The 13,058-nt window shown below is 54.8% G+C and carries 8 protein-coding genes; 5 read left to right on the top strand and 3 right to left on the bottom strand.

Annotation, left to right across the window (positions count from 1 at the left end):
* Nucleotides 1–74: 74 nt before the first annotated feature.
* Nucleotides 75–2,093 carry a TonB-dependent receptor gene (locus P8T57_RS01395; RefSeq protein ID WP_341364375.1) on the bottom strand — a complete coding sequence of 673 codons (2,019 nt, stop codon included), beginning with the start codon at nt 2,091–2,093 and terminating at the stop codon, nt 75–77.
* Between the two features lie 162 nt (nt 2,094–2,255).
* Between P8T57_RS01395 and P8T57_RS01390 the strand changes: the two genes are divergently transcribed.
* A complete protein-coding gene (locus tag P8T57_RS01390) occupies nt 2,256–3,263 on the top strand; it encodes a helix-turn-helix transcriptional regulator (RefSeq protein WP_341364374.1) in 1,008 nt (335 codons plus the stop codon).
* Between the two features lie 10 nt (nt 3,264–3,273).
* On the opposite strand, the gene P8T57_RS01385 is transcribed toward P8T57_RS01390, so the two are convergent.
* The gene (locus P8T57_RS01385; protein ID WP_341364373.1) at nt 3,274–4,599 is read right to left on the bottom strand and encodes a globin-coupled sensor protein; all 1,326 of its coding nucleotides are present in this window, start codon (nt 4,597–4,599) and stop codon (nt 3,274–3,276) included.
* Nucleotides 4,600–4,887: 288 nt separating this feature from the next.
* Between P8T57_RS01385 and P8T57_RS01380 the strand changes: the two genes are divergently transcribed.
* The 3 genes from P8T57_RS01380 to P8T57_RS01370 all read left to right on the top strand — a co-directional run bounded on the left by P8T57_RS01380 (nt 4,888) and on the right by P8T57_RS01370 (nt 7,946).
* Entirely contained in the window at nt 4,888–5,364 is a 477-nt protein-coding gene (locus P8T57_RS01380) for a hypothetical protein (protein ID WP_341364372.1), read from the top strand.
* A 141-nt stretch (nt 5,365–5,505) separates the two neighbouring features.
* Nucleotides 5,506–6,600 (top strand): TRAP transporter substrate-binding protein, encoded by a 1,095-nt coding sequence (locus P8T57_RS01375; protein WP_037989637.1) that lies wholly within the window; start codon nt 5,506–5,508, stop codon nt 6,598–6,600.
* A 251-nt stretch (nt 6,601–6,851) separates the two neighbouring features.
* Nucleotides 6,852–7,946 carry a TRAP transporter substrate-binding protein gene (locus P8T57_RS01370; protein ID WP_341364371.1) on the top strand — a complete coding sequence of 365 codons (1,095 nt, stop codon included), beginning with the start codon at nt 6,852–6,854 and terminating at the stop codon, nt 7,944–7,946.
* Between the two features lie 92 nt (nt 7,947–8,038).
* On the opposite strand, the gene P8T57_RS01365 is transcribed toward P8T57_RS01370, so the two are convergent.
* Entirely contained in the window at nt 8,039–8,431 is a 393-nt protein-coding gene (locus tag P8T57_RS01365; protein ID WP_341364370.1) for a hypothetical protein, read from the bottom strand.
* 134 nt (nt 8,432–8,565) lie between these two features.
* On the opposite strand from P8T57_RS01365, the gene P8T57_RS01360 reads away from it, so the two are divergent.
* A complete protein-coding gene (locus P8T57_RS01360) occupies nt 8,566–12,543 on the top strand; it encodes a NahK/ErcS family hybrid sensor histidine kinase/response regulator (RefSeq protein WP_341364369.1) in 3,978 nt (1,325 codons plus the stop codon).
* Nucleotides 12,544–13,058 lie beyond the last annotated feature (515 nt).

Genomic DNA, 13,058 nt, shown 5'->3' with positions numbered 1-13,058 from the left:
AGTCAGAAACGCCGAAATGGGTGGCACGGCATGCCACCCATCGCGGATAGAGGATCTGTTGGAAGATGGTCTGATCAGAACGCCACCTTTGCTGAAACAAGGAAGGTGCGACCCGGCTCGTGATAGGGTTCAATTGCACTGCTGTCGTAGCCCGGCGTGGTCCGGGCGACATAGTCACGATCAAAAATATTCAGCGCATCGACGCGTAGGGTTACCGCATTCGACAATGTCTCTGGCGTCCATTCACCATACAGGTTGGCAACAAAGTAAGTGTCGAGCTTGGCATTGCCGTTCTTTTCGGGATCGTCGTCTGACAGGGCCAGTTCAGATGTCGAGCCGACCTGAATGCCAAGGTCATCAAACCGGTGGGCGACTTCAAAGTTTGCAATGTCACCGACGATGACGCCTTGATAGGACGCATCGTTGCTCAGCGGGACTTTGCCATTTCTTTCTACATCGGTATGGGTATAGGCAGCGCGGACAAAGCCGGGGCCGTATGTCCAGGTGACGGACAGATTGACACCACGTGTTGCAAGATCGCTGGTCGTATTTCGTGTTGTATATTCAAGCGAATGGGAACCGTTGATCTTGTTGTAGAACAGGTTTCCATCGAAATCCCATTGCGCCAACTGATAGCGTGCGCCTGCCTTGTAGTTATGCGACCGGGACGGTTTGAAACCGTCATAGGTCCAGATGCCGGTGTAGTTGTAAATCGCAGACTCACCCAGCGGCAGTCCACCAAAGCTTGTACCTAATCCGCCATAGATCATCAGGTCATCGGTCAGGTCATATTCGGTATTGGCGTTACCGCTAAGTCCGAATTCGCTGAAATCGGTTCCGTCAATGCCTTCGAACCATTGTTGATCGCCCCGCCCGCCGAACGAGACGCGCCAGCGATCGGTCAGCGAAAGGCGTGCCTGTGAAAAGACGCCGATATTGGTTGTTTCTTCGGTAAATCGCCCGGCACGTCCAGCCGGGCGTGCCGTGTCGCCGCCGCCGGTTGCTTGATCATGATAGAAATCGACGCCAGTTGTTATCCCGCCCATTCCGACGTCAAAAGTATTGGCAGCCTTACCGTTCAAGGTTTCAATTTCTGCCTCAAGGTGTGTGTTGCCGTTCAGTTTGGGAACATCAAGATGGGTTTTGCTGTAATTGAGGCTCAGTTCCGGTGCCAGAAGATCGGTTGGCTGTTCATCGACATAACTGATGCCAAGCGAGGTATCTTTGTATGAAATCCACTGCGGCGAGGCGCCGCTGGTAAGGGTTCCAAAGTTTGGCCGGGCAGGGCGCACACCTTCGTCTTCAAAATGGCTTGCAAATGCTTCAATCCGTGAACCTTCGGTGCCGGTGAAGGCTATTTTGCCAAGTCCGTTTTCGCTGCCATCTGCCGTGCCAGCAACTTCGTTGTCATCGCCGTCCTTGTAATTGCCCTGATTGCTGTTCTGGATATAGGCAAGAGCTTCGAAGCCGTCATGCTGACCGGCCAAGGTCAGCCATTCGGTAAGGCCTTTGGTATTGCTGTTATACTGGATTTTGGCAAAGCCGCCGAACGGATCATTCGGGTCGAGAATGTCACGGGCATCCTTGGTTTCGTAAGCCATTGAGCCGCCCAATGCATTTGGTCCGGCATCGGCGGGGGCGATCCCGGACTCAACCTTTACCGATTTCAGCATTCCTGGATCAATGATCGCGGTGCCTATATGATGATAGGTGGAATCAACCTGCCGGGTGCCGTCTACCTGAACGTTCAGCTTGGTGTTTTCGATGCCCTGCACATAAACCTTTTGCGCGATGGCGGTCGGGCCGCCAACCTGAACCGATGGTTCGTTCGCAAACACATCCTTGATGGTTTGCGGATTGATGCGATCAAGCTCGTCCTGCGTAACCGTTACACTCCCGGCCGTAGTTGGGCCGTTATTCTGGCTTGCTGTGACTTCGATTGGTGCCAGAACGGTTTCGTCTTTGGCTTCTTGTGCGACGGCTGCTACCGGAAGTACCGTTAGGGCGACACCGGCGAGCAGGGTTGCGCGGCACAGGCCATAAAGCGGTTGGCGGTATTTTTCGAGCAAGACCGGTCTTGATGGCTGCGACATGCTGATTTCCTTATCAAATAAATTGCCAAATGCGAATGATTTTGAATATTATTATCGCAATGGTTCGAGCAATCGGAATACCGTTTGCGAGATCGCCAATGATGTTTGCGAAAACGCAAATTTTGCTTTTGACGGGATATTCAGGCTTGGAAGGGCACCCATATGGCGTTTGATCGGCAGCATGCGCCGAAACGTTTACGGCGCAATGTGACGCGGCGGGAAACCATCACCGGTCAGCAGCTTGAAGATTTCGGAACAGCGCTACCGCGCAATGTAGCCGAGGGTATTCGACGTCGTCCGGTGATGAGCGGGCGACTGTCAAACGACAACCTTCAGTCATTTTTGAATATCCACACGACCGATACTGTCAGCATGCAGGATGCGGACGTGAAGTTTCCCGTCAAAGCCGCCGTCACGGTTGCGATTGTGTTGCGAGGGCGCGTTTGCGGGGCATTCGATGATGTTCCGTTTGATCTGGATGCACGGGATCAACCAGTGGGGTTTATTTGGGCCCTATCGCAACCGGTCATGTTGCATCGGCAACTTAAACAGGGTGACGATGTCAGCAAAGTGATGATTTCCGCGAAATTCGATTGGGTTGCCAGTCGGGTCAATCACACCGACAGCCGTCATGTCGCAATTGATGATTTTATTCATGCCGGGATCTCTGTTCGGAGGTGGCAACCGTCACGTCGTGCCATCGCACTGGCGGACCAGTTGCTCTATCCACCGACCGATGATCCGCTATTTCGTGATCTTTATGCCGAAAGCCGCGGGTTGGAAATTTTCGCCGAGGCGCTTGGGGCACTTGGTCCTAAGGTCGGGGAGGCAAGTGTCGAGCCGGATGCGCTTGCCCAGCATCAGAAGGCGCAGGAAATTCGCAACTATGTTCTGGAACATATTTTTGATGACCTGACATTGTCTGGCCTGGCGGAAAAGTGCGGGATGAGCATTGCCAGCCTGCAACGTATTTTCAAAAATGCCTATGGCACGACGGTCAAGGATTTCATCCGCGAAAGTCGCCTGATTGCAGCGCGTGATGCTATGGAAAAAGACGGCCTGACGATTGGTCAGGCCGCCTGGATGGCCGGTTATTCAAGTCCTGCCAACTTTGCAACCGCGTTCAAGCGGGTCTTTGGCATTTCGCCCTCTGAAGCACGGGGGCGTTAGGGGCTCAGGATCAATTGGGTTCGGTCAGGCGTGATACAAAGGCATTCACATCTGTCTTAAGCTGACGGGAATGCTCTTTTAAGACCTTTGAAACCTTATAAACCTCTTCTGCGACCGAACCTGTGCGATGCGCGGTGCCGCTAACTGATTCCAGATTGCTGTTCACGTTGCTGTTGGCCGATGAAACCGCCGTGATGTTGGAGCTGATTTCCGTGGTTGCCGCGGCCTGTTGTTCAACGGCGGCTGAAATGGCGGTGATGGAATCAACAATCGAACTGATCTGACCAGCAACCTCGCGGATGGCGGTCACGGCGGCGGAGGTGTTTTGCTGGACATTGTTGATCTGGGCTGTGATGTCGCCGGTGGCCTTGGCCGTTTGATTGGCAAGGTTTTTGACCTCGCTTGCGACAACCGCAAAGCCCTTGCCCGCATCACCTGCACGTGCTGCCTCGATGGTTGCGTTCAGTGCCAGAAGGTTGGTTTGGTTGGCGATCTTGTCGATCAGGTCGACGACTGTGCCGATTTCTTCGGCGGAAACATTCAGCGATGCAATAACATCCGATGTCGATTGTACGGAACTTTCAACTTCGTTTGAGACGCTTGACGCGCGTGAAATCTGGCTTGAAATTTCGCGGATCGAGCTATCGAGCTCCTCGGCAGACCCTGCCACGGTTGACGCGTTTTCCGCCGAAATCTCGGCAGCGGATTTCGCACTTTCCACCTGTTCGGTGGTTTGGCTCATGCTGCTGATCAGTGTTTCCGAGGCGCTCGACATGTCTTCTGCGGAACTTGCCAGTGCGTCGACAACCTTTGAAACGGTTGCTTCGAACTCACCCGACATTTTCGCCAGTTGGTTGCTGTATGTTTTTTGAGTTTCTTCGTAATAAACCGTTATCGCCATTTCCATATCGATCAGAATGGCATTGGTCGCGGCGGTTACAATTTGCGAAGCCGATGAGTCCTTGCGGAAATGGGCAAAAAGAATATCGCAAAGCTTGGCCATGATAAAGTTGTAGGCAGAAACATAGGCTTCCGGGGTTAGGCCGATGATTTCGTGCGCTTTACCGATCCGGCGGACATCGTCGTAGTATGCCTGGTCAAATGTACCGTCGAACAGCTTTGCCCAGTGTTTGCGCTGGGCATTTTTCAAACGCTCGATACCGGACGGATCGCCAATGATTTTGGCCAAATCGTCACGCGCCATCACTTTTCGATAAAATTCATCCAGTATCGGGGCGAGGTTTTTCTCGATTATCGGCCACGCCTTTTTAAGGTTGGCTGCCTTCTTTTCATTGAAATCAATGAATTCAAGACGGCGTTTAATTTCCTGATGCATGCGGGTCCCTCGTCGATGTCTGTCATTAAAGGTTGTTTGGCGGGGCATTACCTTAGGTTGGTTAAAGATATTATGATGTTAACTATCCTTAAGGGTAGGAATGTCGGCCGTCCGTTGGACAGATATCAAGATATACCGTTCTCTGCCAGATACTTGTTCCTTTTATCAAACGGATAGATGGGTGTTGTACAAGTATAGGATGTGTTGGATGTGACCGTGATCACGAATGTGGTCCTCGTGCGTCGTCAGGCTGATCAACTCAGTTTCGATGCACACAAAGGAAACATCATGTCCATCAATGCCAGCCAATTGCGCCTGTCCATCATTCGACCGGTTTTGCAAAACCTTGGTCTGTGGTCGCAGGCCGCTGAAAACCTGCTTATGGGGACCGCCGCCCAGGAAAGCGGGTTGGGGACCTATGTGGAACAACTTGGCGGCGGCCCGGCCCGCGGTATTTTTCAGATGGAACCGGCAACTCTGAATGATTGCTATGTCAATTTTCTGGATTACCGCGCGGATCTGAAAGCCAAGATTGATGCCTATCTTGCGCTGCAGCCTGACAAGGCCACCCAGCTTGCAACCAATAATGCCTATGCGGCTGCCATGTGCCGGGTGCGATATATGCGGGTCAGTGCCCCGTTGCCCGATGCCAACGATATTGCCGGGCTCGCGGCCTATTGGAAGCAATATTACAATACCGCCGGGGGCAAGGGCGAAACGGATGAATTCGTTGCCAATTACAATCGATATGTTGGCAATAGCTAAGCTGCCGTAGCGTCGGCGAAAAAATCCGCATCGCTATGCGCAAAAATAGTGGCATATGCGCGATCTTTTCGCCAAAATCCCCCAACGCATGCTGGTGATTGCGCAAAAAATCACCAAAGTAAAAGAGTTTAGGGGGTTACAATGAAACGTCGTCAGTTCCTTAAAGGGGCCGGTATTGGTGCCGGTGCCGCGGTTGCGGCTACGGTTGCCGCACCGGCCATCGTATCCGCGCAGGAAAGCCTGAATTGGCGGATGGTCATGCCGTGGCCCAAAGGAACGCCGGGCCTTGGCACCAATGCCGAAAAGTTCGCTGCCATGGTCAAGGAAATGTCCAATGGCCGCCTGAATATTTCGGTTTTTGGCGCCGGTGAAATCGTTCCGCCGTTTGAATGCATGGATGCGGTCGAACAGGGCGTGGTCGAAATGGCGCATGGTACCCCTTATTACTGGCAGGGCAAGAACCCGGCGCTGAACTTCTTTTCGACCATTCCGTTTGGTTTGACCGCGTGGGAGCTTTCCGCCTGGCTTCGCTTTGGCGGCGGGCAGGAGCTTTGGGAAGAAGCCTATGCCGAATTTAACGTTGTGCCGTTTTATGCCGGTAACTCGGGCATGCAGGCTGGTGGCTGGTTCAACAAGGAAATCAATTCGGTTGAGGACCTTAAGGGCCTGAAAGCCCGTTATGCCGGTCTTGGTGGCGAAGCCATGCGTCGCCTTGGTGCCAACATCACCATGTTGCCGCCGGGCGAAATCCTGCCTGCGATGCAGTCCGGTGCGATTGATGCCGCCGAATGGGTCGGTCCTTGGAATGACCTTGCATTTGGTCTCTATCAGGTTGCCAAATTCTATTATACCCCGGCATTCCATGAGCCCGGACCGGGCCTTGAAATCTTTATTTCCAAGGAAAAATTCGACGCGCTTGGCAAGGATATGCAGGCGATCATTCGTTATGCCGCGCAGGCGATTGCCGAAAATACACTGGCTGATTTTACCTTCAACAACCTGCAATCCTACCAGCCGCTGATCGACAAGGGTGTTGAAGTGCGCCAGTTCTCGGATGATGTCATTCTGGCGCTGGCCGAACAGTCGAATGCCGCGGTCCAGGAAATTGCTGCGAAGAACGACCTGAGCGGCAGGATCGCCGATAGCTATCTTGCTCTGGTCAAGAAGGCGGCGCGCTATGGCAAGGAATTCGAAGCAACCGGACTTTTGCATCGTGCGAAAGTGTGGGGATACTAAGTCCCGCGAAATCCGGAAAGCGACATGCTGGAAATTCGGGGCTGCTTTCGGGCGGCCCCGTTTTTTTGTTTTCTGGCAAAGTTCAAGCAAACTTTGCGCGATGTCATCGACGTTACGGGATGTTGGGAACTTTGAATATGACGTGTCACAGACAGCAAAAGCCGCAACTTCAATCCCTTGCAAAGTTACGAATGCTATTTTAGAAGCAGATTTGCGCAAAAAATTGCCAATATGAATTTGGGAGCCCCACAATGAAACGTCGTCAGTTCCTGACGGGTGCCAGCATGGCCGCCGGTGCCTTTGTCGCCAGCAGTGCCGCACCTTCAATTGCCAAAGCCGATGAACAGATCCACTGGCGCATGGTCATGCCATGGCCGAAGGGCACGCCGGGCCTTGGTGCCAATGGTGAAAAATTCGCCGAGCGTGTGACCAAAATGTCGGGCGGTCGTCTGAAAATTACCGTTTACGGTGCAGGCGAACTTGTTCCGGCATTCGAATGCATGGATGCGGTCGAGCAGGGCGTGGCCGAACTGGCGCATGGCACCCCTTATTACTGGGCTGGCAAGGATGCGGGTGTAAACTTCTTCTCGACCATTCCGTTCGGTCTGATGGGCTGGGAACTGTCGGGCTGGCTGCGTTTTGGCGGCGGGCAGGAACTTTGGGACGAGCTTTATACCCAGTTCAACGTCAAGCCGTTCGCGGCCGGGAATACCGGTTTGCAGGCCGGTGGCTGGTTCAACAAGGAAATCAATACCGTCGACGACATCAAGGGCATCAAGATGCGCTATGCCGGGATCGGTGGCGAAGCGATGCGCCGTCTGGGTGCCAATGTGACGATGTTGCCCGCAGCCGAAATCCTGCCGGCCATGCAGTCGGGTGCAATTGATGCCGCCGAATGGGTTGGCCCATGGAACGATTATGCGTTTGGTCTGACCCAGGTTGGCAAATATTATTACACCCCGGCATTTGCCGAGCCGGGGACGGGGATTGAAGTGTTTGTCAACAAGGACAAATTCGCGGAGTTGCCCGAGGACCTTCAGGAAATCTTTGCCGTCGCCGCGCAGGCCAATCTTGAACAGACACTGGCAGATTTCACCTTCCACAACATCCAGTCCTATCAGGCCGTCTTGGCCAAGGGGGCGGAAATCCGTCATTTCAGCGACGATGTGATTGCAGCCCTTGCCACCGAGGTCAAGGCAGCGGTCAAGGAAATCGCCGATCAGAACGAACTGAACGGCCGTATCTATGCGTCCTATATGGATTTCGTGAAAAAGGCCGCACCGTATGGCAAGGAGTTCGAAGCCACCGGGCTTCTGCAACGTGCCAATGTCTGGGCCGACGCCTGAGAACTTTCGGCCAATATGACCGGATAAGGAAAAAGCGGCATCTTCGGGTGCCGCTTTTTTTTGTGTGAATGGTGTCCGGTCCGGCAGCATTTTCAATGCACGGTCGGCGCGCCGGGGGGCAGGGGCAGGTCAAAGGTAAATTTGTCCTGGCCTTCATATTCTTCAAGCGCGATGCGTTTGACCAGTTCCGAGCCCAGTGCGAGCGAGGTTTCAATCGCCCATTTGAGCTGATTTACCGCACCTTCATTGCCCGCTGCCAAGGCCTCGGGCAGGATGCGTTCCTGGAGGAATTTGGCGACACCGGCGAAGGCACGGGCGGCACTTTCGCAATTGGCGCGTTCGACAACAAAGCGTCCGGACTGTTCGATGGCGGTGGCGATGCCGGAAAGATGGCCCATCATGACCTTTATCTCGCGGTCGTCGCTTTCGGTTTTCTTTGCCACAAAGCGCAGGATTCCTGCGTAAAAGCCGTAATCGGAAGACATGACAATCCTGATCGTTCTTGGTCTTTGGTCGGGTTTGGATTTGCGCCGTTTTAGTCCATAAGCGCGTCGTGGTATAGTCCAAACGCCAACCAACTGTTTTGGCGGCATGATCGATACGCGGAGCCATAAGCCGGATGCTTCAGGGCGGACTTATTTTCATTGTTGCCATGGCCTATATCGGGCTTCTGTTTGCGATTGCGCATTATGGCGACAAATATGCCGAAAAATGGCGGGCGTCGCGGCTGAAGCCCAGCATCTATGCGCTGTCGATGGCGGTCTATTGCACGAGCTGGACGTTTTTCGGCTCGGTCGGGACGGCGGCGACGCGCGGCTGGGCGTTTTTGCCGATCTATATCGGCCCGATCATCATGATGATTGTCGGTTTTGGTATCATGACCAAAATCGCGACCGTTTGCCGCGAACAGAACATTACCTCGATTGCTGATTTTCTTGGCTCGCGCTATGGCAAAAGCCAAAGCCTGGCCGCCCTTGTGGCGATCATTGCCGTGATTGGGGTTCTGGCCTATATCGCGCTTCAGCTTAAGGCCGTGTCGCTGTCATTTGATGTTCTAATCGGCGAGGTCGGCGAGCAGATCGTGCGCCACAGTGCGACCGATTTTTCCAAGGATACCGCGTTTTACGTCACGATCCTGATGGCGGTTTTCGCGATCCTGTTCGGGGTGCGCTATATCCATGCGTCGGAACATCATGACGGGCTGATCCTTGCGGTGGCATTCGAAAGCATGGTCAAGCTGGTCGCGCTTTTGTTCGTCGGGCTGTTTGTGGTTTACGGGCTGTTTGATGGCTTTGGCGACATGCGCATCCGGGCCGCAGCCAATCCCGATATTACCGAGATGTTCAAGCCCGATGCGTGGCTGTCATCGCATTTCTTCATCTCGACCCTGTTGGCGCTGTTTGCGATTTTCTGTCTGCCGCGCCAGTTTCATGTGACATTCGTTGAAAATGATGACAGCCGGAATTTGAAATCCGCACGCTGGCTGTTTCCAGGTTATCTGATTGCGATCAATATTTTCGTCGTGCCGATTGCGATTGCGGGCATTCTGCTGTTTGGGGGGGACCCGGCGGTCAATCCCGATACGTTTGTTCTGACGCTGCCGTTGCTGGGCGGGGAAAACTGGCTGGCGGTGTTTGCCTTTGTCGGGGGGCTTTCGGCCAGTACCGGCATGGTGATCGTATCGTGCGTCGCGGTATCGACGATGGTGTGTAACGATCTGGTCATGCCGCTTTTGCTGCGGTCGCAGAAATTGCAGGGGCGGTTCGCAGGCGATGTCAGCCAGGTTCTTCTGAAAATCCGGCGTGCGGCGATCATTGCCATCCTGTTTCTGGCCTATGGCTTTTACCGGTTCCTGTCGGAAAAATACGCGCTGGCTGATATCGGGCTTTTGTCCTTTGCCGCGGTGGCGCAGTTCGGCCCGGCAGTTCTGGCGGCGATTTACCTTAAATCGATCAACCGGACGGGCGTGCGGCTTGGCCTGATTTCAGGGTTTGTGCTGTGGAGCTATACCCTGTTGCTGCCAAGCTTTATCCAAAGCGGGCTTTTGCCGATGTCGATCCTGACGGACGGGCCGCTTGGCATCGGGATTCTGCGGCCGCAGGCGTTGCTGGGTGTGGGGATCGAGGACCATCTGACGCACGGGGTTGTCTGGTCACTTGGGGTTAATTTCGTTCTGATGTTTGTCGGATCGGCGATTGGCGTGCAAGGGGTGACCCAGCGCCGCCAGGCCCAGCTTTTTGTCGATATCTATCGCAAGGATACCAAGGCCAGAAACGATACATGGCCGGGGCGTGTGACGATTGGCGACCTTGAAGACCTTGCCGCGCGGTTCCTTGGCAAACATTGGGCAGAGCGCGCGTTTCGCACCTACCTTAGCCAGCGCGGCGATGATTGCAAACGATCCGATATTGCCGATTTTGATGCGGCGAATTTTACCGAACATCTGCTTTCAGGCGCGGTCGGTGCGGCGTCATCGCGCGTGGTGATGGCGCTTCTGCTGCCCGACAAGGCGGTATCGCGGCGCGATGCGATGGAGCTTCTGGATGAAGCGTCCGAGGCGATCAAATTCAACCGGGATCTTTTGCTCAATACGCTGGAAAACATTTCGCAAGGGGTCGGGGTGTTTGACCAGAATTTGCGTCTGGCGACATGGAACCATCGCTTTATCGATCTTTTGGGCATCACCGCAAGCGATATTCAGGTCACGATGCCGCTTGCGGAACTGGTCGATATCTGCCGCGACAATGGGGCGCGTGCGGTCGATATCGATATCCTTCTGGGCCGCAATGCCGCCCCGCAAATGCGCAGGCTTCCGCATACTTACGAGCGCAAGAGAACGGATGGCATGGTGCTTGAAATGCGGACCAACCCGATGCCCGATGGCGGGTTTGTCGCGACCATTGCCGACATTACCGCACGTGTCCGGACCGAGGAGGCGCTTCGCGAAAGCGAGCGCAATATTCGCATTTATACCGATAACATCCCGGTCATGATCGCCTATGCCGACAAAAATCAGCGGCTGCGGTTTACCAACCGCCCGTATGAGCGGATGTTTGGCATCCGCCGGATCGAGGCGCATGGCATGGCGGTGCGCGAAGCGGTGGGCGAGGAACGCTATGTCCGGCTGGAACCGATGATCCGCGCGGTGCTTGAAGGCTATCGTCAGAGTTTCGAGATCGATTTCCCCGCCCCCAAGGAAGGCTGGGGGGCGAGTGATGGCAGCGAACGGGATCAGCGCAGCGAACGCGAGGACCGCTATGCCGAGGGGACATATATCCCGCACTTTGACGAAACCGGCGAAGTGCTTGGTTATTTCTGTATCTATCACGACATTACCGAACGCAGGAATGCCGAACGGGCGCTTAAGGATGCCAACGAGGGGCTTGAGGCCCGCGTGACGGAGCGCACGCATGCGCTTGAAGAACTGAACTCGGAGCTTTCCGTCGCCAAGGAGCAGGCCGAAACGGCGAACGATACCAAAACCCGGTTCTTTGCCGCGGCCAGCCATGATTTGTTGCAGCCGCTTAATGCCGCGCGCCTGTTTACCGTAGCACTGGGGGGCAAGGAGCTTCGCGACGACATCCATGATCTGGTCAACAAGGTTGATCTGTCGCTTAAGGGGGTTGAGGAACTGCTTAACGAGCTTTTGGATATCTGCAAGCTTGATGCGGGTGCCATGCAGCCGACCATCCGTGATTTCCGGGTTTCGGATGTGCTTAATGCGCTCAAGACCGAATTCACCCCGGTGGCCGAAAAGGCCGGGCTTCGTTTTGCAGTGCATCCGCGTGATGTCTGGGTCAAAAGCGATAGCAGGCTTTTGCGCCGTATCCTGCAAAACTTTATCTCCAACGCGCTGCGTTATACCCGCCATGGCGGGGCGGTGGTCGGTTGCCGGATGCGCGGTGACAAGATCAGGATCGAGGTCTGGGATAGCGGGCCGGGCATCCCCGAGGACAAGCTTAAAATCATCTTCCGCGAATTCCATCGCCTTGAGGGGCCGGAAACCACCGATGTGAAGGGGCTTGGCCTTGGCCTTGCGATTGTCGAGCGGCTTGGCCGGTCGCTTGATCATACGGTTTCGGTGCGGTCCCGCCCGGGGCGGGGGACGGTTTTTTCGGTCGATGTGCCGATTGGCATTGTTGACGAGGCCGCAATGCCCAAACCGCGCCGCCGGATGGCAGGCGAACTAGGCGGTTTGCGCGTCCTTTGCATCGATAACGAACCCGATATCCTTGATGGCATGCGGGCCATGCTGGAAAACTGGGATTGTGTGGTGGCGACCGCACGCTCGGGCGTGGAAGCCGAGAAAATCCTGCTTGGAGATGAGGATGATAACATCGGTTTTGTCCCCGACATCATTCTGGCAGATTATCACCTCAGTTCCGGGGAAACCGGGCTTGATGTGCTGATCCGGCTGCGGGATCAACGCGGGCTTGATATTCCCGGTGTGGTGATCACGGCGGACCGCAGTACCGAGACGGCGGAACTGATCAAGGCACAGCGATTCGCGTTGCTGAACAAGCCGCTGCGCCCGGCCAAATTGCGGGCGCTTATGACGCGGGCAGTGACCCGGCAAAGTTCCGATGCGGCGGAGTAGGGGCATAGGGTTTTGAAAAACAACATCTTTTCAAGGGCTTCGGACTTTTTGCAAATTGCCTGAAAATTGTTCTTGATTTGTTCTTTTATTTGTGGCATAAAAGAAAAGTCAACGGGGGAAATGCACCCGGACCCAAAACCCGCGAAAGCGAATCACGCTTTCGCGGGTTTTTGCGTATTCGGGCCGGAAAGACAGGAGCAAGATGATGCTGGTAACGACGATGACAGGGCCGCGATTTGACAGGCCGAAAGGACGACAGCGCCAACGGATCATGACGGGAGGGTGGAAAAGTCATTACGGCGGTATTGCGTCCGGGTAATGAGCCCGTGGAGAATTTGCGGAAAATTGGTGTGAATCATGACGGGAGAGATGTGCCCTTTGGGTGAGGGCGAGCCGTTCGGAGTGAGGTGATCCGGGGTGAGGCGATGCCGGGGATCATCTGGCTTGGCGACGGGGGCGATGGCTGCGCTAGGAAATGCCGGAAGGCCAATCACCGACGGCGACAAGTGCGCCTG

It is taken from the genome of Thalassospira sp. SN3W, assembly GCF_038070535.1.
Taxonomy (GTDB): domain Bacteria; phylum Pseudomonadota; class Alphaproteobacteria; order Rhodospirillales; family Thalassospiraceae; genus Thalassospira; species Thalassospira xiamenensis.
This window is presented reverse-complemented; position numbering and strand designations above follow the sequence as displayed.

Coding starts and splice junctions, on each gene's coding strand:
- P8T57_RS01395 (WP_341364375.1), bottom strand. CDS start 2,093: ATGTCGCAGCCATCAAGACCGGTCTTGCTCGAAAAATACCGCCAACCG.
- P8T57_RS01390 (WP_341364374.1), top strand. CDS start 2,256: ATGGCGTTTGATCGGCAGCATGCGCCGAAACGTTTACGGCGCAATGTG.
- P8T57_RS01385 (WP_341364373.1), bottom strand. CDS start 4,599: ATGCATCAGGAAATTAAACGCCGTCTTGAATTCATTGATTTCAATGAA.
- P8T57_RS01380 (WP_341364372.1), top strand. CDS start 4,888: ATGTCCATCAATGCCAGCCAATTGCGCCTGTCCATCATTCGACCGGTT.
- P8T57_RS01375 (WP_037989637.1), top strand. CDS start 5,506: ATGAAACGTCGTCAGTTCCTTAAAGGGGCCGGTATTGGTGCCGGTGCC.
- P8T57_RS01370 (WP_341364371.1), top strand. CDS start 6,852: ATGAAACGTCGTCAGTTCCTGACGGGTGCCAGCATGGCCGCCGGTGCC.
- P8T57_RS01365 (WP_341364370.1), bottom strand. CDS start 8,431: ATGTCTTCCGATTACGGCTTTTACGCAGGAATCCTGCGCTTTGTGGCA.
- P8T57_RS01360 (WP_341364369.1), top strand. CDS start 8,566: ATGCTTCAGGGCGGACTTATTTTCATTGTTGCCATGGCCTATATCGGG.